Genomic DNA, 20,668 nt, shown 5'->3' on the forward strand with positions numbered 1-20,668 from the left:
TCACACCCGGGCCAGGATCGTCGCGGTGCCCAGCGAACCCCCGCAGCACATGGTGACCAGGGCGGTCTGCGCGTCCCGGCGCTCCAACTCGTGCAGCGCGGTGACCAGCAGCCGGGTACCGCTGGAGCCGAGCGGATGGCCCAGCGCGATCGCCCCGCCGTTGACGTTGACCCGCTCCAGGTCGCTGTCGTACTGCTGGGCCCAGTTGAGCACCACGCCCGCGAACGCCTCGTTGACCTCGACCAGGTCGAGGTCGGCCAGCGTCATCCCGGCCCGCTCCAGCGCCCGGCCGGTCGCCACCACCGGCCCGTCGAGCAGGTAGTAGGGGTCCGCTCCGGTGACCACCTGGGTGAGCATCCGCGCCCGGGGTCGCAGCCCCAGCGCCCGGGCCCGGCCCCGGGACATCCACAGGATCGCCGCCGCGCCGTCGGAGACCTGTGAGGTGGTCCCGGCGGTGTGCACCCCGTCGGGCACGTTCGGCGCAAGCTTGGCCAGCCCCTCCAGGGTGGTTTCGCGCAGCCCCTCGTCCCGGTCGACCCGGCGGCTGCCGGTGTCCTCGCCGTCGCCCGGCGCGTCGATGCCGACCACCTCACGGTCGAAATGACCGGCCGCCCAGGCCGCCGCCGCGCGCTGCTGGGAGAGCACCCCGTACGCGTCGACGTCGGCGCGGGTGAGCCCCTGTCGGGTGGCGATCCGCTCGGCACCGCCGAACTGCGCTTTCGGTGGGTCGTCCCACGGGTAGTCGGCGGTCTTGTAGTGACCCGGTCCGTTGTAGAGGTTGACGCCGATCGGCACCCGGCTCATCGACTCCACCCCGCAGGCGATGCCCACGTCGATCGCGCCGCTGCCGATCAGCGCGGCGACCAGGTGGTTGGCCTGCTGGGCGGAGCCGCAGGAGACGTCCACCGTCGTGCAGCCGACCGCGGGATCCCAGCCGGTGTTCAGCCACGCGTTGCGGGTGACGTTGAGACTCTGCTCGCCCGCCTGGGTGACGCAGCCGCCCACCACCTGCTCCACCACGTCGGGCGTGACGCCCGCGGCGTCGATGACCGCGGCCAGCACGTGCCGGAGCAGCGCGACACCCTTCAGTCCGGCCAGCGCGCCGCCGCGCTTGCCGATGGGGGTACGGACCGCCGCGACGACCACCGGTTCGCGGTCCTGCGCGGTCACTGGTCCTCCAGCGTGATGGCGAGCTTCGGACAGGCGGTGGCGGCCTGCGTCACCTCGTCCCACAGCTCCTGCGGCGGGTTCTCCTGAAGCACGTAGAGGTAGTCGTCGTCGCGTACCTCGAAGACCGTCGGCGCGGCGAGCGCGCAGAGGCCGTTGCTGTCGCAGCTGTCAAAGTCCACACGTACCCGCATCGTGGCCGTCCTCTCTCGGTCCCGCACTCGTGTTCCACGGTAGTGGAGTACTCGTATCTCGGAAATACAAGCATCGTCTTTGCACAGACCCTTGTGTGTCTTCTGGAGCGTCGATACCGTGCGTACGGATACCCATGGCCGGCTCCGCCGGTGATCGGCGTTCGGGAGGCCCCGTGGCTGTTCGTGAAGGCTTCACCCCCTGGCCGGCGGAGTTCGCCGCCCGATACCGCGAGGCCGGTTACTGGCGCGGTGAGGTGCTCGGTGACCTGCTCCGCCCCTGGGCCGACTGGGCCGACGAGGCTCGTGACCCGGGGCGTACCGCCGTGGTCACCCGCCAGGGCCGGCACACCTACGGCGAGCTCGACGCCCGCGCCGACGAGCTGGCGGCCGGCCTGTTCGAGCTGGGCGTACGCCCCGGCGACGGGGTGGTCGTGCAACTGCCCAACACCGTCGAGTTCCTGGTCACCTGCGTGGCGCTGTTCCGCCTGGGTGCGCTGCCGGTGCTGGCCCTGCCGGCGCACCGTCGGGCCGAACTGACCTACCTGACCCAGTACGTCGGTGCCGTCGCCCTGGTGACAAGCGACCGGACGCCCGGCGTGGACCACCGCACGGTGGCGCAGGAGGTACGCGACGCCTGCCCCACGCTCAAGCACGTGCTGGTGGTCGGCGATCCCGGCCCGTTCCTGGCCTGGTCGCAGGTGCGCGCCCCGGCCCGGGAGCTGCCCCGCCCCGACCCGCAGGACGTGGCGTTCTTCCTGCTCTCCGGCGGGACGACCGGGCTGCCGAAGCTGATCCCCCGGACCCACGACGACTACGCCTTCCAACTGCGCGCCACCGCCGAGGCGATGTCCTTCGACCACCGGCACGCCTACCTCGCCGCAGTACCTGTCGCCCACAACGCCGCCCTCGGCTGCCCCGGCGTGCTCGGCGCGCTGCGCGTCGGCGGCCGGGCGGTGCTGGCCGCCAGCCCCAGCCCGGACGAGGTCTTCCCGCTGATGACCCAGGAGCGGGTCACCCTCACCACGGTCATGCCCGCGGTGCTGTCGCTGTGGGTCGAGACCGCCGACATGTTCGACGTGGACCTGTCCGATCTGGTCATCGAGGTCGGCGGGGCGGTGCTGCAACCCGACCTGGCCCGCGCGGTCCGCCCGGCCCTGGGTGCCACACTCACCCACTGGTTCGGCATGGCCGAGGGGATGCTCTGCTTCACCCGTCCCGGCGACGGTGACGAGGCCGCGGCCACCACGCAGGGCACACCGATGTGTGCCGACGACGAACTGCTCATCGTCGACGAGACCGGCGAGCCCGTCGCGCCCGGTGAGGTCGGCGAGTTGCTGGCGCGCGGACCGTGCGTGCTGCGCGGCTACTACGCCGTACCCGAGCACAACCGGACGGTCTTCACCCCCGACGGCTTCCTGCGCACCGGCGACCTGGCCCGGTTCGACGCCGAGGGCCGCCTGGTCATCTCCGGGCGGATCAAGGACGTCATCAACCGGGGTGGCGAGAAGGTGATGGCCGACGAGGTCGAGGGGCACCTGCTGGCCCACGAGCGGGTCCGGGCGGCGGCCGTCGTCCCGTTCCCCGACCGGCGGCTCGGCGAGAAGACCTGCGCGGTCATCGTCGCGGAGGACCCAGCGCCCAGCCTGGTGGAGCTACGTAAGCTGCTGCGGGACCGGGGCCTGGCCGACTACAAGCTGCCGGACCGGCTGGAGGTGGTCGAGGCGTTGCCGCTGACGAACGTCGGCAAGGTCGACAAGCGGGCCCTGGCCGCGGCCGTCCTCGGCGACCTGACCACCGCCGCCAGCCGGTAGCGGCAGCACGCCATGACGGCCTCCCTCGACGCGCCCCGGCGACCGGCGAGCCTGTGGCTGGACACGCTGCCCGCGTCCCTGCGCACGCGACGCCCGGCGCTGTCCGGTGACACCCGGACCGACGTGGTGATCATCGGTGCCGGTTTCACCGGCCTGTGGACCGCCTACTACCTGACCGAACTGGCACCGCAGACCTCCGTGCTGGTCATCGAGGCGGAGCACGTGGCGTACGGGGCCAGTGGCCGCAACGGCGGTTGGTGCACCACGGAGATGCCCGCTCTGCTGGCCAACCTGGTGCAGCGCTACGGCCCGATGGACGCCATGCGTTTCTTCCGGGCCGGCCAACGCACGCTCGACGAGATCGAACGGGTCCTCGCCGCCGAGGACATCGACTGCGGGTGGCGGCGCGACGGGTCGCTCTACGTCGCCCGTACCCCGCCGCAGGTCGCCCGGCTGCGGGCCTGGCAGGACATGCGCCTCAAGCTCGGCATCACCGACATGACGCTGCTGTCGGCCGCCGAGACCAGCGAGCGGGTCGGCATCGCCGGGGCGCTGCTGAGCGGATTCACCCCGCAGTGCGCGGCGGTGCAGCCCGCGGCCATCGCCGCCGGGCTGGCGCAGGCTGTGGAGCGGCGCGGGGTGCGGGTGGTCGAGGGCACCCGGGCGATCGAGTTGCGGCCCGGTGTGGTGGTCACCGACCGGGGCACGATCCACGCCCGCAGCGTGCTGTGCACCACCGAGGCGTACACGGCCGGACTGCCCGGGCACGCCCGCCGGGTGTTGCCGGTGATCTCCCGGGTGCTGGCCACCGAACCGCTGTCGGAGCAGCGGTGGCGCGAGGCGGGCTGGCGGGACCGGGTCACCGTCGCCGACTCCCGCCACCAGTTCGCCTACTTCCAGCGCACCGCCGACGACCGGCTGCTGGTGGGCGGTCGTGGTTCGGGTTACCGCACCGGGTCCCGCCCGCAGGCGGCCGACCGTTCCGGTGAACGGGTCTACGCCCGGCTGCGCGAGTCCCTGGCCGAGAGCTTCCCCGCCCTGGCCGACGCGCCGGTGAGTCACCGTTGGAGCGGGGCGTACGGGATGCACCGGGACGGCGAGCCGGGTGTGGTGTACGACCGCGACAGCGGCCTGGGTCATGCCGGCGGCTACGGCGGCGAGGGCATCGCGCTGAGCAACCTCGCCGGCCGCACCCTGGCCGCGCTGGTGACCGGGGTGAAACGGCCGGAGACCCGGCTGTTCTGGACCGGGCACCGGTCGCGCCGCTGGGAGCCGGAACCGCTGCGGACCATCGGCGTACGCGGGGTCAGCGCGCTGGCCACCGCCGCGGACCGGTACGAGGACCGGTTCCGGCGTACGGCGCCCCTGGCCGGCGCCGTCATGCGAACCGTCCTGTGACCGTCTTCTCGAGAGGAACTCCGTGGCCAACGACTCCGTACCCCCGCTCAACGGTGGCACCCACATCAACCTGACGGTCCGCGATCTCGACCGCAGCACCGACTGGTACTGCCGGGCCCTGGGCTTCACCGTGGTCCGCGACGCCCGGCCGGTCGAGTCGGGGTTCACCTTCCGGACGCTGCTGCACTCCCGGGCCCTGACCTCCATCGTCCTCGGGCAGGCCGACCGGCCGGTCGAGGAGCCGTTCGACGAGCACCGGGTGGGCCTGCACCACCTGGCGTTCCACGTCCCCGAGCGGGAGGACCTGCACACCTGGGTCGCCCACCTGGACGCGGTGGGCGTCGAACACGGCGGCGTGCAGGAGTTGTTCCTGGAGGCCGGGCACGGCGTGTGGCTGCGCGATCCGGACAACATCTGGCTGGAGCTGTACTGGCTCAACGCCGACTACTTCATGCAGCGGATGCGGGAGCACCACCGGGCGCGGCGGGCCGAGCGCGTCGGCGGGCAGCAGTGACCCTGCCCGACGCCGTCGCCCGGCCCCGGATCGCCGCCGTCGACCTGGCCTGCTCCGACGACCCCTACCCGGAGTACGAGCGGCTGCGCGCCCAGGGCCCGGTCGTGCGGGGCGAGTTCGGGCAGTGGCTGGTGGTCCACCACGGCGCGGTCAGCGCCCTGCTCCGCGACGGCCGGTTGGCCAGCCACTTCCCCCGCGAGTTCATCCGGCTGACCCTCGGCCACGGTCCCGCCGCCGAGTTCCCCACCCGCATCGTGCTCACCCAGGACCCGCCGGAGCACACCCACGCCCGCCGGTTCCTCGGTCAGGCGTTCGGTACGCCCCGGGTCCGGGCGATGACCCCGGCGGTGGCCGCGCTGGTCGAGGAGCTGCTCGCCCCGGCCCGCGACGCCGGTCGCCTCGACCTGGTCACCGACCTGGCCGTGCCGCTGCCGGTCACGGTGATCTGCCGGCTGATCGGCATTCCCGACGCCGACCGCGAGCAGGTGCTGCCCCGGGTGATCGAACTGGCCCAGGTCTTCGACGCGGCCAACCTCAAACCCGACGAGCGGGACGGCGTGGACGCCGCCGTCGCCTGGCTCCGCGAGTACGTCACCGCCCTGCTGCGCGACGCCACCCCCGGCGACGCCACCCTGGCCGGCATGTTCGCGGCGGCCACGCCCGAGGAGCGGGGGGACGTCGCCACGATCGTCGACAACCTGCTGTTCCTGTTCCATGCCGGGTTCGAGACGACCATGGGGCTGGTCTCCAACGGATGCGTGGCGCTGCTGCGCAACCCCGACCAGTTGGACCGGCTACGCCGGGACCCGACCCTGGTCCGGCCGGCGATCGACGAGTTCCTCCGGTTCGACTCGCCGATCCAGAACGCGATCCGGGTGGCCCGGGAGCCGATCGAGATCGGCGGTCACAAGATCAGGACCGGTCGGTCGGTGATGCTGCTGCTCGGCGCGGCCAACCGCGACCCCGCGGTCTTCGACCGGCCGGCGGAGCTGGACCTGTCCCGCACCCCGAACCCGCACCTGGGCTTCGGTGGCGGCCTGCACCACTGCCTGGGCACCGCACTCGCCCGGCTGATGGGCGAGCTCACGTTCACCGCGCTCGCCACCGGTTTCCGGGACATCGCGCCCGACGGCGACGCCCTGCGCCGCCAGCACGGCAGCCTGCGCTCCTTCGAGCGCCTTCCGCTGGCCGTCCGCTCCGCGTGAGGCCGCTGCCTACCCCCTGTCGTTAAGGAGAGACCCTCATGGCGCAGTTGTCCACAGACGTTTACTGGCATTCCACCGAACCCACCGAGGTCGGCCCGCCGCTGGACGGTGACGCCTCCTGCGACGTGTGCATCGTCGGCGCGGGCTACACCGGGCTGTGGGCGGCGCACTTCCTCAAGCAGGCCGAGCCGGGCATGTCGGTGCGGGTGCTGGAGGCGAAGTTCGCCGGCGAGGGTGCCTCGGGCATGAACGCCGGGTTCGTGCAGATGACCGCCGGCAAGGTGCTGCGCCGGATGCTCTGGTACTACGGGGCGGAGAAGGCGGGCGGGGTGTACAAGGCGGTCGCCCGGTCGATCCTGGAGATCGGCCGGTTCTGCCGGCAGAACGGCATCGACGCCCAGTACGAGAACACCGGCATCCTCCAGGTGGCCACCGACACCAAGCAGCTGGCCCGACTGGAGCTGCAGATCAAGCGGGCGCAGCGGGCCGGGGTCACCTCGTTCCGCCTGCTCGACCGGGAACAGGCGCAGGAGCGGATCGGCTCACCGACGGTCCTCGGCGCACTGAAGGTCAGCGGCGCACTGCTCAACCCGTACCGGCTGGTGCGCGGGTTGGCGCGGGTGGTGCAGGAGCAGGGTGTGCTGCTGCACGAGCAGACCCCGGCGCAGACCATCGAGAAGGTCGACGGGAAGTGGCGGATCACCACGCCGCACGGCACGATCACCGCCAACGAGGTGATCGTGGCAACCGAGGCCATGCAGGGCGCGTTCCCCGAGCTGTACGCGCGCCAGATGCCGGTGTGGAACTACCTGCTGGTCACCGAACCGCTGACCGACGAGCAGCTGGACCGGGTGCCCTGGCCGGGGCGGGAAGGGGTGGCGAACTCCTTGTCGTTCTCCACCGCGGCCCGGCTGACCGCCGACAACCGGGTGCTCTGGGCCGGCGGCCTGTGGTACATGTTCGGCAACCGGGACACCGATCCCCGCCACCGTCGCAACGACGACGCGTTCGACAAGCTGGGCGCGTCGTTCCGGGAGTTCTTCCCGCAGTGGCGCGACGTACGGTTCAGCCACGGCAACGGCGGGCTGATCAGCTGGAGCCACAGCTTCATCCCGCAGTTCGGCCGCACCGACTCCGGCATGGTCTACGGCCACGGGTACACCGGCAGCGGGATCGCGGCCAGCCACACCGGCGGGAAGATCCTGCGTGACCTGGTGCTGCGGCGCAAGACGGAGTTCACCGAGCTGGCGTTCGTGACGGTCAACCAGCCCAAGTTCCTGCCCGCCCCGTTCGGCGACAAGGGCGGCGAGTTCTTCATCTGGCGGCAGCGGGTGGGCGACCGGCTGCCGTTGCTGCTGCCGTACAAGTCGGCGCTGGCACCGAACCGGTTCTTCGCCCGCCGTACGGGCTCTCCCGAACGGGCCACCGCGGGCCGCAGCAGCGACTGACCCACCCGACCGCGACACCGCCCGCTCGGCGGTCGGTGTCGCGGTCCGTCCGCGCCGGTCAGTCGACGGCCGGCGCGGACGTGTCGGTCAGTCGGCGACCGGCGCGGTCGCGTGGGCGTGCAGGGTGCGGCTCTGGCCCACCGCCAGGTCCCACAGGTCCTCGGCGGCCCGCCCGCTGGCCTGCCACGCCTGCCGGGCCTGCCGCAGCGGCTCCAGCGGCGCCTCGGCGGAGAGCGCGAAGGTCCCCCAGTGCATGGTGGCCATCCGCTGGGCGCCCAGGTCACCGCAGGCGCGTACGGCCTCCGCCGGATTCATGTGCAGCGGCTTCATGAACCAGCGGGGCAGGTACGCGCCGACCGGCATCAGGGCGAGATCCACCGGGCCGCAGCGTTGCCCGATCTCGGTGAAGTACGGCCCGTAGGCGGAGTCCCCGGCGAAGAAGACCCGACGTACCGGGGCGGCGGTGGCGGGGTCGGCGTCGGCCTCCAGCATCCATCCGCCCCAGAGGCTCTGGCAGCCGTCGAAGAGGGTCCGGCGGCTCCAGTGGTGCACCGGTACGAACTGGAACTGCACCGCGCCCAGCCGGACGCTCTCCCACCAGTCCAGTTCCTCCACGGCGGTGAAGCCCAGCCGGCGGAACCACCAGCCCAGCCCGCCCGGCACGAGCATCAGCACGTCGCGTGGCAGCCGGCGGATGGTGGGCGCGTCGAGGTGGTCGAAGTGGTTGTGGCTGATCACCACGGCGTCCACCGGGGGCAGCGCCTCCCAGGGCAGGCCGGGTGGGGTGAATCGGGGCCGTACGCCGGGGATGCGCCGCGACCACACCGGGTCGGTGAGCACCACGAGCCCGCCGATCTGGAGCACGAACGAGGCGTGACCGACCCAGGTGGCCACCACCTCGCCCGCACCGGCGTGCGGTAGCTCAGCGGCCGGCTTGACGGGGATCTGGTCGACCTCGCTGAGATCGGGCTTCATCCCGCCCTCGGCGATCAGCTTGCGGACCGCCCGGGAGCCGGGCACCGGGTGGGTCAGCCGGTCGGCGAAGCTGGTCGGCCAACTGCGTTTACCGCGCCTTCCGGAAAGCATCCTGTCAAAGACGCGATAAACACTTCGCGGATATCTCATCACGTACCTCGATGCTCTCGCCGGCAGACCCCTGCACCTGCAACATTTGCGCCGTCAGCTAGGCCCAATCGAGGGTATGCCGAGCCTGGTATTTGCGCTAGCGTCTCTCGCATGTCGGCGACCACACACACCGACAGGCTATCTTTGTCCTGTCTGGACGATTTGCCGCGAGGGTTGTTCATCGCAGGCAAGTGGTCTGCTGCGGACGATCATCGCCAATTGGTGTCTTTGCGTCCATCCACCGCAGAGACACTCACGACGGTCGCGCATGCGGGCGTCACCGATGTGGCCAGGTCCGTCGCCGCGGCCGGTGCCGCCGGCCGACCTGGATCCCGGTGGCACCGGATGTCACCGGCGGCCCGGTCCCGGATGTTGCACCGGATCGGCGACCTGATCCTCGAGCACGCCGACCGGCTGGCGCTGCTCGACTGTCTCGACAACGGCAAGCCGCTGCGGGTGGCCCGGGCCGGCGACGTACCGGCCGCCGCCGCGGTGTTCCACTACATGGCCGGCTGGCCCGGCCGGTTGAACGGCGAGAACGCCTCGATCTACACCGGCAGCCCGGAGCGGCACCTGGCGCTGACCGTACCGGAGCCGGTGGGTGTGGTCGCCGCCATCATTCCGTGGAACTTCCCGCTCTACATGGCGGCGGCGAAGGTGGCCCCCGCCCTGGCGGCGGGCTGCACCGTGGTGCTCAAGCCCGCCGAGCAGACGCCGCTGTCCGCCCTGGCGCTCGCGCAACTGGCCCAGGAGGCCGGTCTGCCGCCGGGTGTGCTGAACGTCCTCACCGGCGACGCCGCCACGGGCGCGGCGCTCGCCGCCCATCCGGGCGTCGACAAGGTCACCTTCACCGGGTCGACGGAGGTCGGGCGCAGCATCGTGCGAGGCGCGGCCGTCGACTTCCGCCGGGTGACCCTGGAACTCGGCGGCAAGTCACCGAACATCGTGTTCGGCGACGCCGACCTGCGGCAGGCGATCGACGGGGCGGCCCACGCGATCTTCTACAACCAGGGTGAGACCTGCGTGGCCGGTTCCCGGCTGTACGTGCAACGGCAGGTCTTCGACGAGGTGGTCGCGGGGATCCGGGAGCGGGCCGCGGCGATCCGGATCGGCGACGGCCTGGACCGGGACACCGAGATGGGGCCGCTGATCTCCGCGGAGCACCGCGCCCGCGTGCTGTCCTACCTGGACTCCGCCCGCACCCACGGGGCCCGGGTCACCGGCGGTCAGGTGCCGGACTCGCCGGGCTTCTTCTGCACTCCGGCCGTGGTGACCGACGCCGACCCGCAGGCGCCGGTGGTCCGCGAGGAGGTGTTCGGGCCGGTGCTGGTGGCCCAACCCTTCGACACGGTGCAGGAGGCGGTGGCGCTGGCCAACGACAGCCCGTACGGGCTCGCCGCCGGCGTGTTCACCCGCGACCTGGGTCTGGCGCACCAGGTCGGCCGTCGACTGCGCGCCGGCACCGTGTGGATCAACAGCTGGCACGTGCTCGATCCGGCGCTGCCCTTCGGCGGGATGCGGGGCTCGGGTTGGGGGCGGGAAATGGGCAAGGCGGGCGTCGACGCCTTTCTCGAAACAAAAACACTGATAAATGACCTCGGCAACCGTTCGTGGGGGCCGACACCTGCTTCGAAGTGAGTACCGGTCGCGCTCGGCGACCGGGCACGTCGTGGGGAGGCATCGTGACAAGCGAAGAACAGATGCTCGACATCTGGAAGAACATTTTCGGCCGCCAGGTGGGGCCGGACACCGACTTCTTCGACGACCTCGAAGGCGATTCGATGGCGGCAGCGGCCATCGTGCACTGGGTGAACATCGTCTTCGGCGTACAGCTACCGATGATCGAGGTTTTCGACCGGCCCACTCCGGCGGAACTGACCGGTGCGGTGGACGAACTACGGGCCGCTGCCCGGTAGCCGTCGCCCGGCTCGCACCTCTCCCTCACCGGTCGCCAGCAGTCACCGGTCGACCGCAGCTCAAGAACCCGTCCGGGGCACACCTCCGGCGGGGGCATTCGTACCACTTCGTTGTCAACCGGCCATCCCGAGGGAACGTCATGGACATCGCCAGATCGGAGCACCACCCTTCGTCAGCCAGCGTCCCCCAGGCCCCGCCGCCGGCACCGTCGCGCGCGGACGCTTCGGGGGCACACTCGGCACCGTTGAGCGATCTGCAGTACGCGTACCTGCTCGGCGAGCTGGGCGATTTCCAGCTCGGTGGTCCTGCCCTCTTCTTCGAGGAATACGCCTGTCAGGAGCTGGACATCCGGGCCTTCAGCTCGGCCCTGCACCAGCTCATGCGCCGGCACGAGATGCTCCGCGCGTCGTTCGACGAGACGGGCCTGCTGCACGTCCAGGACGAGCTGCCCGTACCGCTGACCTACCGGTCGCTGCGCGGGCAGCCGGAACACGTCTGTCGGCGGCTGCTCACCCGCAACCGGGAGCGCTGTTACGACGAGGGGCCGCCACGCGGCCGGCACGCGCCGTTCGAGGTCTTCGTCTTCGCCCTGGACACCCACATCGTGGTGCAGGTCTGCGCGCGGCTGCTGGCCATCGACGGGTTCTCGGGTGAGATCTTCGCCCAGGAGCTCCGGGCCCTGCTCGACGGCGAGTCGCTGCCCCCGCTGCGGTACACCTTCCGGGAGTACCGCAACGAGGTCGAGCGACGCAAGGACAGCGACGAACACGAGCGGGCCCGCCGCTACTGGCTCGACCGGCTGGACACCCTGCCCGCGGCACCGGAGCTGCCGCGCCGCCGGATGACCGGCGACCCGAGCCCGCGCCTGGTACGCCGGGTCTTCAAGCTCACCGCCGAGCAGTGGACCAGCCTGGCCGCGCGGATCAGGAAGAGTCGGCTCACCGGCACGATGGTGCTGGGCGCGGCGTTCTGCGAGGTGCTGCGGCACTGGTCGAAGAACCCCGACTTCACCATCAACATCATGTACGGCGACCGGCTGCCGTTCCATCCGGAGGTCGACCGGATCATCGGCAACTTCAGCAGCACCCTGCTGATGGAGTGCCGCCAGGTCGGCCCGGGCAGCACCTTCCTCGACCGGGCCCGCGCCTGGCGTCGGCAGCTGCTCCAGGACATGGAGCACTCCTCCTTCGGCGGAGTCTCCGTGATCCGGCAGCTCAACCAGCGCACGGGCAACGCCCGCAACGCGCTGATGCCGGTGGTGTTCACCAGCATGCTCGGCGTCGGGGATCCGGACACCGGCGTCTTCCTGGAGCATCTCGGCTGGCAGCGGCTGGAGGGCAAGGTCCGTACGCCGCAGGTCGCGTTGGACCACCAGGTCTTCGTGGCCGGCGGCGCCCTGGTCACCACCTGGGACAGCGCGGACGACCTCTACCCGGCGGGCATGATCGACGACATGTTCGCCGCCTACCGGTCCCTGCTGATCCGGCTGGCGACCGAGGACGACGCCTGGGGGATGGAGTCGTTCGACCTCACCCCGGCGGCCCAGCTCAAGATCCGCGAGCAGGTCAACGACACCGCCGCACCGGCCCGGGTCGCCACCATGCACCAGCTCTTCGAGGAGCAGGCCGAGCGGCAGCCGGACCGGCTCGCGGTGATCGCCGACGGCCGGGAGATCACCTACGCCCAGCTGCGCGACCAGGCCAACGCCGTCGCGGCGGAACTCGTCGAGGCGGGCGTACGGCCGGGCGAGGTGGTCGGCGTGCAGGCGCTGCGCGGGGCACACCAGATCGTCGCGTTGCTCGGGGTGCTGCTGGCCGGGGCCGCGTACGTGCCGGTCTCGCCGCAGTGGCCACGCCGTCGACGCGAGCAGGTGGCCGAGATCTGCGGACTGCGGGTGCTGCTGGCCGACCGCAGCATCCAGGACGAGGAGCCGTACGCCGGTGGGCGCAGCATCGACATCGCCAACGCCATCGCCCGGCAGGACGGTGCGGCCCGGCCGGCGGTGGCGACCAGCCCCGAGTCGCTGGCGTACGTCATCTTCACCTCCGGTACCTCCGGCACGCCGAAGGGCGTGATGATCTCGCACGGCAGCGTGGTCAACACGCTCGTTGACATCAACGAGCGGTTCGGGCTCAGCCCCCGCGACCGGGTGCTCGCCGTCTCCGACTACACGTTCGACCTGTCGGTGTGGGACGTGTTCGGGATGCTCGCCGCCGGTGGGACGGTGGTCGTACCGACCGCCGGGCAGGAGCGCGAGGTCACCCACCTCTACGAGTTGTGCCAGGCCACCGGGGTCACGGTGTGGAACAGCGTGCCGGCGTACCTGGCGATGTTCGTGGAGTTCGTCCGCACCAGCGGCCGGCGTCCGCTCACCGAGCTGCGACTGGCCATGGTCAGCGGCGACTGGGTACCGATCAACCTCGGCGCGGAGCTGGCGGAGATCGCGCCGCACGCGGCCTGCGTGAGCCTCGGCGGGGCGACGGAGGCATCGATCTGGTCCAACTACCACCCGGTGCCGGTGCGGGTGCCACCACACTGGATCTCGATCCCGTACGGTCATCCGCTGCGCAACCAGCGCTTCCAGGTGCTCGACGCCGGCCTGCGGGACCGCCCGGACTGGGTGCCGGGTGAGCTGTTCATCGGCGGGCGCGGCCTGGCCCTGGGCTACCTGGGCGACGACGAACTGACCGCCGCCTCGTTCCTGGTGCACCCACGGCAGCAGGAACGGATCTACCGCACCGGCGACTGGGCCCGCTACTGGCCCGACGGCACCCTGGAGTTCCTCGGCCGGGAGGACCCGCAGGTCAAGGTCAACGGCTTCCGGGTGGAACTCGGCGAGATCGAGGCGGCGCTGCTGGCCCACCCGGCGGTCACCGACGCCGCAGTGGTCACCCGCACCGACGGGCGGGCCCTGTCGCTCGTCGCCTTCGTGGCCTCGCAGACCCCGGCCGAGCAGTTGGTCACCCAGCTGAAGGACCACCTCGCGTCCCGGTTGCCGGAGTACATGGTGCCGCGCAGCATCGACGTACGGCAGCGGCTGCCGCTGACCACCAACGGCAAGGTCGACCGGCGGCAGCTGGCCGAGCGGGCGGCCGGCGTGGGGGCGACCCGGCACGTCGGGGACGACGCACCCCGTACCAGCACCGAGCGGACCCTGGCCGGGCTGTGGCAGGAGCTGTTGGAGGTGCCGGAGGTCGGCCGCTCCGTCGACTTCTTCGCCTACGGCGGCAGTTCACTGCTGGCGGCACGCCTGATGAACCGCATCGAGCAGCAGTTCGGGCGACGGCTGCCGTTGGCCACGCTCTACACCTCGGGCACCATCGCGGAGATCGCCGCCCTGCTCGACCCGGCCTGTCACACCGGGCCGGCGGGCAACCTGGTCGTGCTCTCCGACAACGGGCATCGCCCGCTGATCCTGGTGCACCCGGTCGGCGGCGACCTGCTCTGCTACCGCCCACTGCTCGCCGAGTTGGGCGAGCGGCACCGGGTGCTGGGCCTGTCCGCGCCGTCCCCGGCACAGCCGGGGGTGACCATCGAGGAGCTGGCCGCCGGCTACCTGGCCGAACTCGCGCCGACGCTCGCGAACGAGCCGCCGGACCGGCCGATCCGGCTCGCCGGCTGGTCGCTGGGCGGCGTGGTGGCGTACGAGATGGCCCGGCAGTTGCGGCGACAGGACCGCGAGTGCGCGGTGCTGCTCATCGACCCGTGGGTCGGCTGCGGTGCCCACCCGACGGTCGACGACACCGCGCTGGTGAAGGCGTTCCTGCACAACCTCGCCGGTACGCCGGTGGAGGTCCCCGTCGACCCGTGCACCCCGAACGTCGCCCAGGAGACGCTCCGCCGCATCTGGGAGGCCCCGCCCCCGCAGCTCAAAGAACTGAAATCGATGACGTACGCCGAACTGCAGGCGATGTACGACGTCTTCGAGGCCAACACCCGGGCGCTGCTGCGGTACTCGCTCGTCCCCGAAGACGGTCTTGAGCTGGACGTGGTGGAGGCGTCGCGGGGGCTCGTCGGCCCGGCGGCCGGCTACCTGTCACCGCTGCGGCACGCCGCGGCCAAACTCCCGGCCCGCTTCCACATGCTGGAGGCCGATCACTTCACCGTGGTCGACGGCGAGCACGCCGACGCCGTCGCCCGCCTGATCGACGAGATGCGATAACCGGCACGGGGCCCGCGACGACGGTTCTTCACGTCGCGGGCCCCGATCGCCGGTACGGCGGCGGAGTGTCAGGCGACGCCCGGGGACGTGGTGAGCGTGGTGTGCAGGGCGTCGCGGATGCCCGGGCGGGAGCCGAAGACCAGCAGGAACGTCGCCTCGCGTACCAGCCGCTGGGCATGCTGGTCGAGCAGCACCGCCCGGCTGCCGGCGGCCACGGCCAGGTTCGCGCTGGCCCGCAGCGCCAACTCCGAGGCGGCGGCCCGGGCGGCGGGCATGGTCTCCGGGTCGGCGCTGTCGAGGCGGTCCCGGACGGTGTCGAGCTGCGACCGCAGGCGCGGCTCGTCCGCCAGCTCGATCGCCCGGTCCGCCACGCCGAGCGCGAGCGAACCGTTGAAGCGCAACGTCGCCGGGTCGCGCTGTCGCCACGCCTCCAGCGGCATCTGGTTGGCGACCCGGTCGGCAGACACGAAGTGGTTGTCGAAGGTGACCGTCACCGTGCTGCTGGCGTTCACCGCCGACATGCGCAGCGGCTCGACGGTCAGCGTGTCACTCGTCGCGGCGTCGACCAGCGCGAAGACCAGCGTGTCGTCGGCGAGCCGGGCCGCCACGTAGATCGTGTCGACCAGGCCCCAGCCGCTCACCCACGGCGCGTCGCCGGAGAACAGGAATCCACCGTCGACCGGCGTGGCCGACAGCGCCGCCGGACCGGGCCGCACCGCCGCGCCGATCGCCAGCCCCGCCCGGCGTTGCCCGGTGGCCAGCGGCTCCAACCAGGCCGCCCGCAGCTCGGCGTTGCCGGTGTTGGCCGCCGCCATCACCGCGTTGTGATGCTGAGCCCAGAGGAACGTGGTGGTGAGGCAGCCGCTGGCTAGGGTCTCGATGACCCGGCACACCGCAGGGAAGCTCGGCAGGTCGAGGCGGTTGAACTCCGGAGGTGCGGCCAGTCCGTAGAAGCCGTGCTCGGCGAGCAGGTCCAGGTGGGAGATGGGTACACGGTCAGCGGCGTCGACCGCCAGCGCGGCGGGGAAGAACACCTCGTCGGCGATCTCGCGCGCCTGTCGCAGGCTCGTGGACTCGTCGATGGAGACAGTCACAGCAGTGCCCTCCGTTAACGGGGCCCCGGGGGGCCGGTGGTGCGGGCCCATGAGCCCGGTGGCCGCGTCGGCTGCCGCGGTGGCTGACCCGCCAACCACCAGAACTCGTCTTTACTAGCATCCTTGTGTGTCTGCAAAAGACGAGTCAATGCCCGTTATGATGCTAGGACATCTTTCCTGACAGATCACGCACCGGAGGGCGCCGTGGCAGGAGAACCTTCGTTCATCGAGTTTGCAGTCCCGGTTCCCGAACGCACCCGGGACTTCTACGAGGCGCTGTTCGGCTGGAAGTTCACGATGCTCACCCACGGGTCGTACATCGAGATGCCGGGCGCGCCCGCGGGCCTGGAGGCCGGCTCCCACCCGGACACCGACCCGCCGCACATCATCGTCTACTTCGCCGTGGACGACCTGGCCGCGGCCGTCGAGCGGGTCAAGGAGCTGGGCGGCGAGGTGGGCCCGCTGCGGCCGCCGAGCCCCGACTACGGCGCGTTCGCCGAGTGCCGCGACAACCAGGGCGTCGCCTTCGGCCTGCGGGAACTCCCCAAGGCCAGCTGACCGGACGCGACGGTGGTGGTCGGCGCACTCCGCCGACCACCACCGCTCGTCTGCGCACGGGTTCGTGCACAGCTGCGCCCCGCCCATCGCGACGAGCTCGGCCCGGCTGATCAACTCCGTTTCGCCGAAACGGTGGTCACCGACCCTCTGGAACACCGCCACAACGCCGTAACGGTGACCGCCCCAACCAACCCCTCCCCGAGCCAGGGCGCCCGCTCAGGCGGTCGGGAGGCGGTGCGGGTCGGCGACCACGGCGGCGGCCAGCTGCACGTAGTCCTTGACCAGTTGGTGCGCCCAGTCCGGGGTGAACCGGTCGCGGTCGCACATCAGGACGGCGGTGAGCGTCTCGTCCTGCGGTACGACGACGAACTCCAGCGCGAAGCGGCTGCGCTCCAGCTGCGCCTCCAGGTCGTCCAGCTCATCGCCGCTCATGTCGGCTCGCGGCACGAACGACCCGAGCAGCTGGAACATGACGTCGTCGGTACGGCCCTCGCCGGTGACCAGGCCGGGCGGCAGCAGCTGCGCCGGCAACTCCTGGTGGCGCAGGCCCTCCATCACCACGTTGCGCACCTGTCGCAGCAGGTCGGTGAAGGGCTCGGCGTCGTCCACCCGACCGCGCAGCAGCACCATGGAGACGAAGAAGCCGACGGTGTCGCGGACCTCGGGCCGGCTGCGGTTGGCGAACAGCGACGCGACCGTCAGGTCCGACTGGCCGGTGGCCCGGTGCAGCACCAGGTAGAACAGGGAGAGCATCACCGGGAAGAGGGTGGTGCGCTGCCGGCGGGCGAGTTGGTGCAGGCCCTGCACGACGTGCGCGTCGATGGTCAGCTCCACCGAGACCCAGGCCGGCTCGTCCGGGCCGCGGGGGACCTCGGCACGCTCGGGCAGGCGTACCAGTCGTGCCCCGTCGAGTTGACCGCGCCAGTGGTCGAACAGCGCCGTCGAGTCCGGCCCGGAGATCCGCTCCCGCTGCCAGTCCGCCCAGGTGGCGTACTGCCAGCCGATCTCCGGCAGTTCCTCGCCCTGGTAGAGCGCCCGGATGTCGCGGGAGAGCAGCGCGTTGGACCAGTCGTCGCTGACGTAGTGGTGCATGGTCAGCACGAAGATGTGGTGCTCGGGACCGACGGTGATCAGGGTGGGTCGGGTGGGCCACACCCCGAAGTCCACGGCGGTGGACAGCTCGGCGGCGATGTGTTCGCGGGCGGCCTCGCGGGGGTTGGCGTGCCCGGAGGTGTCCACGCGGAGCAGTTCCACCGGACGTGGCGGGTTGATCACCTGGACGAGTTGACGTTTCCGGGCGACGAACGTCGTCCGCAGCGACTCGTGTCGCTCGTGCAGCAGGTCGACCGCGCGCTGCAGGGCGGCGACGTCGCAGTCGCCGCGCAGGTGCCACACGACCTGCTCGTTGAGGGAGTGCTGCTGTCCTCGATAGTGGTCCATCAGCCACAGGAGGCGTTGACCCACCGAAGCCGGTAACTCTCGCATGGCCGCGACGCTACCGCAGTACGCGTGTGGTTACGAGGGTTTGGAAGATACTCGAACAGTCTCCGCAGACACTCCTTGACACGAGTTTCGCGGAGCCCGAATAATCGGCGGCGGACGCGGGTCGTGCACGCCGTACCGGTCCGTCGGGAGGCCCCTATGACAGCCGTTCGCGCGCCACGGGTCAGTTTCGACGTCTCGGATCCTCGCCTGCTGGCCGACCCGTTCCCCACGTACGAGCACCTGCGCCGTACCGGTGCGGTGCTGAGCAACGGACCGGGGCAGTGGGTGGTGCCGGGCTACCGCGAGGTGGCCGCGCTGCTGAAGGATCAGCGGCTGACCAAGACCCTGCCGGAGCAGTACTACCGCTTCACCGTCGGTGATCCGGAGCTGAGCGGCTTCCTGTCCGGGCAGAACCTCGGCCAGCGCAACCGGCTCGCCAGCCGGGTGCTGGTCAGCTCGTTCAGCCCTGGTCTGGTCCGGCGGCTCGGCGAACGCATGACCTCCCTGGTGGACGACCTGCTCGAACCCGTGCTGGCGACCGGCCGGATGGACCTGGTCGCCGACCTGGCGCTGCCGTTTCCGCTGATGGTGATCTGCGACCTGCTCGGGGTACCGGCCGCCGACCGGTCCCTGCTGTGGCCGCACGCGGCGCAGTTGGTCCGGGCCTTCAGCGACGTGGCGTTCGGCAACGACCGGGACATCGACGAGGCGGTCCGGTCGCTGCGCTGGCTGCGCGAATACCTCGGCGACCTGGTCGAGAACGGTCCGGGCGGCGACAACCTGCTGACCCGGATGGCGACCACCGAGTCGGACGGGCAGCGGCTGCGCCGCGAGGAGATCGTCGACAACGCGATCACCGTCTTCTACGCCGGCTTCGAGACGTCGATGGGCATGATCACCAACGGCATGGTCGCCCTGCTGGAGCACCCCGACCAGCTTGCCCGGCTGCGCGCCGGGACCGCCGGCACCGCCACCGCGATCGAGGAGATGCTGCGCTACGAGGCGCCGATCCAGGTGACCATGCGCAGCCCACTGGAGCCGGTGGAGGTCGCCGACCGGGTCATCCGGCCCGGCCGCGTCCTGTACCTGCTGGTCGGGTCGGCCAACCGGGATCCGGAGCAGTTCGACGAGCCGGACCGTTTCGACGTCGGCCGGCGACCCAACCAGCACCTCAGCTTCGGTGCCGGCGTGTACCACTGCCTGGGTGCGGCCCTGGCCCGCGCCGAAGGCGTCGCCGTCTTCGACCGGCTGCTGGGTCGTACCCGCGCCATCGAACTCGACGGCGAGCCGGTGCGCCGGCCGCGCTTCAACTTCCGCACGTACGACCAGGTGCCGCTCGCGGTGCGGCCGGCGTGACGGTGACCAGCATGCGGCGCCCGGACCCGGCCGCCAGGAAGCGAGGACGGCGTTGAACCTGCACGACGACCCGGCCGAGGCCGCGTTCCGCGCCGAACTGCGCGACTGGCTGCGGTCCCGCCTGCCGGACGACGACCCGTCCCGCACCTGGAGCACCGACGAGCTGCGCGACTGGAGCCGTGACCTCTCCACGGCCGGCTACGCGGGCATCACCTGGCCGAAGGAGTACGGCGGTCGCGGCCTCAGCGCCGCCTACCAGGCCATCTTCGTGGAGGAGACGGCACGCGCGGGCGCGCCCGACCACATCAACATCATCGGGATGAACATGGTCGGTCCGACGCTCATCGCGCACGGCACCGACGAGCAGAAGGCGCGCTACCTGCCCGGCATCCTGTCCGGTCGTACCCTGTTCTGCCAGGGATTCTCGGAGCCGGACGCCGGCTCGGACCTGGCGGCGGTGCGCACCTCGGCGCGGCGGGCGGAGCCGGACGGCTACCTGCTCGACGGCGAGAAGGTCTGGTCCTCCTACGCCCACCTGGCCGACCACTGCCTGCTGCTGGCCCGCACCGGCCCCGCCGAGCCGAAGCACCAGGGGTTGACCTGCTTCCTGCTGGACATGCGGGCACCGGGTGTGAAGGTGTCGCCGCTGCGGCAGCTCAACGGCGACACCGATTTCAACCAGATCATCCTGACCGACGCGCGGGTCGACGACGGGGACGTCGTGGGCGAGGTCGGCAGGGGCTGGTCGGTGGCGTTGTCGACGCTTGCCCACGAGCGGGGCACGTTCGGCATCACCCTCACCGCCCGGTTGGTCGCGCAGTTCGACCGGCTGCTGCGGCTGGTCCACGAGGTCGGCGCCGAGAAGGACCCGGCCGTCCGCCGCGAGTTGGCCATGTTGCACGCCCGGTTGCAGGGGCTGCGGTACACCGGCTACCGGTCGCTCGCCGCGCTGCGCCGCTCGGGTGAGCCCGGCGCCGAATCCTCCATCCTCAAGCTCGAATGGTCGCTGCTGCACCAGCGGGTCTGCGCGCTCGCGCTGCGCCTGCAGGGTCCGGCGGCGCTGCTCGACGGCGGTGACGCCGCCTGGCACGGGTACTGGCAGCGGCAGCGGTTGCGCAGCCGGGCCAACACGATCGAGGGCGGCACCTCCGAGATCCTTCGCGGGATCGTCGCCGAGCGCGTGCTGGGCCTGCCCCGGTCCCGCCAGTGACTACCGGCCCGCGACGACACGGAG

The 20,668-nt window shown here is 71.5% G+C and carries 16 protein-coding genes; 11 read left to right on the top strand and 5 right to left on the bottom strand.

Annotated features, from left to right (window positions below; all coding sequences use genetic code 11):
• The gene (locus tag JMF97_RS26965; RefSeq protein WP_203224079.1) at positions 1–1,170 is read right to left on the bottom strand and encodes a steroid 3-ketoacyl-CoA thiolase; all 1,170 of its coding nucleotides are present in this window, start codon (positions 1,168–1,170) and stop codon (positions 1–3) included.
• Positions 1,167–1,361: a ferredoxin gene (locus JMF97_RS26970; RefSeq protein WP_013731222.1), complete on the bottom strand. Its 195-nt coding sequence runs from the start codon at positions 1,359–1,361 to the stop codon at positions 1,167–1,169. Before JMF97_RS26970 ends, JMF97_RS26965 begins: the two co-directional genes overlap by 4 nt.
• 134 nt (positions 1,362–1,495) lie before the next feature.
• On the opposite strand from JMF97_RS26970, the gene JMF97_RS26975 reads away from it, so the two are divergent.
• The 5 genes from JMF97_RS26975 to JMF97_RS26995 are packed head-to-tail and all read left to right on the top strand — an operon-like array spanning position 1,496 to position 7,737.
• The gene (locus tag JMF97_RS26975) at positions 1,496–3,172 is read left to right on the top strand and encodes a (2,3-dihydroxybenzoyl)adenylate synthase (protein ID WP_238360237.1); all 1,677 of its coding nucleotides are present in this window, start codon (positions 1,496–1,498) and stop codon (positions 3,170–3,172) included.
• A gap of 12 nt (positions 3,173–3,184) precedes the next feature.
• Entirely contained in the window at positions 3,185–4,570 is a 1,386-nt protein-coding gene (locus JMF97_RS26980; RefSeq protein ID WP_203224081.1) for an NAD(P)/FAD-dependent oxidoreductase, read from the top strand.
• A gap of 22 nt (positions 4,571–4,592) precedes the next feature.
• A complete protein-coding gene (locus JMF97_RS26985) occupies positions 4,593–5,084 on the top strand; it encodes a VOC family protein (protein WP_203224082.1) in 492 nt (163 codons plus the stop codon).
• Complete coding sequence (locus tag JMF97_RS26990) at positions 5,081–6,289, top strand: cytochrome P450 (RefSeq protein ID WP_203224083.1); 1,209 nt, start codon at positions 5,081–5,083, stop codon at positions 6,287–6,289. The genes JMF97_RS26985 and JMF97_RS26990 overlap by 4 nt, the downstream gene beginning before the upstream one ends.
• Before the next feature lie 38 nt (positions 6,290–6,327).
• Entirely contained in the window at positions 6,328–7,737 is a 1,410-nt protein-coding gene (locus JMF97_RS26995) for an NAD(P)/FAD-dependent oxidoreductase (protein ID WP_203224084.1), read from the top strand.
• An 87-nt stretch (positions 7,738–7,824) separates the two neighbouring features.
• On the opposite strand, the gene JMF97_RS27000 is transcribed toward JMF97_RS26995, so the two are convergent.
• Entirely contained in the window at positions 7,825–8,823 is a 999-nt protein-coding gene (locus tag JMF97_RS27000) for an MBL fold metallo-hydrolase (RefSeq protein ID WP_238360238.1), read from the bottom strand.
• A gap of 150 nt (positions 8,824–8,973) precedes the next feature.
• Between JMF97_RS27000 and JMF97_RS27005 the strand changes: the two genes are divergently transcribed.
• The 3 genes from JMF97_RS27005 to JMF97_RS27015 all read left to right on the top strand — a co-directional run bounded on the left by JMF97_RS27005 (position 8,974) and on the right by JMF97_RS27015 (position 14,941).
• Positions 8,974–10,500, top strand: coding sequence for an aldehyde dehydrogenase family protein (locus JMF97_RS27005; protein WP_238360239.1), 1,527 nt, complete (start codon positions 8,974–8,976; stop codon positions 10,498–10,500).
• 44 nt (positions 10,501–10,544) lie between these two features.
• On the top strand, positions 10,545–10,778 hold the full coding sequence (locus JMF97_RS27010) for an acyl carrier protein (protein WP_102656819.1): 234 nt from the start codon (positions 10,545–10,547) through the stop codon (positions 10,776–10,778).
• A 245-nt stretch (positions 10,779–11,023) separates the two neighbouring features.
• Complete coding sequence (locus JMF97_RS27015) at positions 11,024–14,941, top strand: non-ribosomal peptide synthetase (RefSeq protein ID WP_203224086.1); 3,918 nt, start codon at positions 11,024–11,026, stop codon at positions 14,939–14,941.
• A gap of 68 nt (positions 14,942–15,009) precedes the next feature.
• Here JMF97_RS27015 and JMF97_RS27020 read toward each other — a convergent pair whose 3' ends face one another.
• Positions 15,010–16,035 (bottom strand): acyl-CoA dehydrogenase family protein, encoded by a 1,026-nt coding sequence (locus tag JMF97_RS27020; RefSeq protein ID WP_203224087.1) that lies wholly within the window; start codon positions 16,033–16,035, stop codon positions 15,010–15,012.
• A 204-nt stretch (positions 16,036–16,239) separates the two neighbouring features.
• Here JMF97_RS27020 and JMF97_RS27025 point away from each other — a divergent pair, with 204 nt between their 5' ends.
• Positions 16,240–16,593 carry a VOC family protein gene (locus JMF97_RS27025; RefSeq protein ID WP_013731211.1) on the top strand — a complete coding sequence of 118 codons (354 nt, stop codon included), beginning with the start codon at positions 16,240–16,242 and terminating at the stop codon, positions 16,591–16,593.
• Positions 16,594–16,809: 216 nt separating this feature from the next.
• Here the strand turns inward: JMF97_RS27025 and JMF97_RS27030 are convergent, their stop codons facing one another.
• Positions 16,810–18,078 (bottom strand): condensation domain-containing protein, encoded by a 1,269-nt coding sequence (locus JMF97_RS27030; RefSeq protein ID WP_203224088.1) that lies wholly within the window; start codon positions 18,076–18,078, stop codon positions 16,810–16,812.
• A gap of 156 nt (positions 18,079–18,234) precedes the next feature.
• Here JMF97_RS27030 and JMF97_RS27035 point away from each other — a divergent pair, with 156 nt between their 5' ends.
• Together JMF97_RS27035 and JMF97_RS27040 are read left to right on the top strand one after the other, a co-directional pair.
• A complete protein-coding gene (locus JMF97_RS27035; RefSeq protein WP_203224089.1) occupies positions 18,235–19,434 on the top strand; it encodes a cytochrome P450 in 1,200 nt (399 codons plus the stop codon).
• A 52-nt stretch (positions 19,435–19,486) separates the two neighbouring features.
• The gene (locus JMF97_RS27040; protein ID WP_203224090.1) at positions 19,487–20,644 is read left to right on the top strand and encodes an acyl-CoA dehydrogenase family protein; all 1,158 of its coding nucleotides are present in this window, start codon (positions 19,487–19,489) and stop codon (positions 20,642–20,644) included.
• Positions 20,645–20,668: the final 24 nt, after the last annotated feature.

Source organism: Micromonospora fiedleri (assembly GCF_016774385.1).
Taxonomy (GTDB): Bacteria; Actinomycetota; Actinomycetes; order Mycobacteriales; family Micromonosporaceae; genus Micromonospora; species Micromonospora gifhornensis.

Excerpts from the sequence above, each read along its gene's own strand:
- JMF97_RS26970 (WP_013731222.1), bottom strand. The coding sequence starts at position 1,361 with ATGCGGGTACGTGTGGACTTTGACAGCTGCGACAGCAACGGCCTCTGC.
- JMF97_RS26975 (WP_238360237.1), top strand. The coding sequence starts at position 1,496 with ATGGCCGGCTCCGCCGGTGATCGGCGTTCGGGAGGCCCCGTGGCTGTT.
- JMF97_RS26980 (WP_203224081.1), top strand. The coding sequence starts at position 3,185 with ATGACGGCCTCCCTCGACGCGCCCCGGCGACCGGCGAGCCTGTGGCTG.
- JMF97_RS26995 (WP_203224084.1), top strand. The coding sequence starts at position 6,328 with ATGGCGCAGTTGTCCACAGACGTTTACTGGCATTCCACCGAACCCACC.
- JMF97_RS27000 (WP_238360238.1), bottom strand. The coding sequence starts at position 8,823 with ATGCTTTCCGGAAGGCGCGGTAAACGCAGTTGGCCGACCAGCTTCGCC.
- JMF97_RS27005 (WP_238360239.1), top strand. The coding sequence starts at position 8,974 with ATGTCGGCGACCACACACACCGACAGGCTATCTTTGTCCTGTCTGGAC.
- JMF97_RS27030 (WP_203224088.1), bottom strand. The coding sequence starts at position 18,078 with ATGCGAGAGTTACCGGCTTCGGTGGGTCAACGCCTCCTGTGGCTGATG.
- JMF97_RS27035 (WP_203224089.1), top strand. The coding sequence starts at position 18,235 with ATGACAGCCGTTCGCGCGCCACGGGTCAGTTTCGACGTCTCGGATCCT.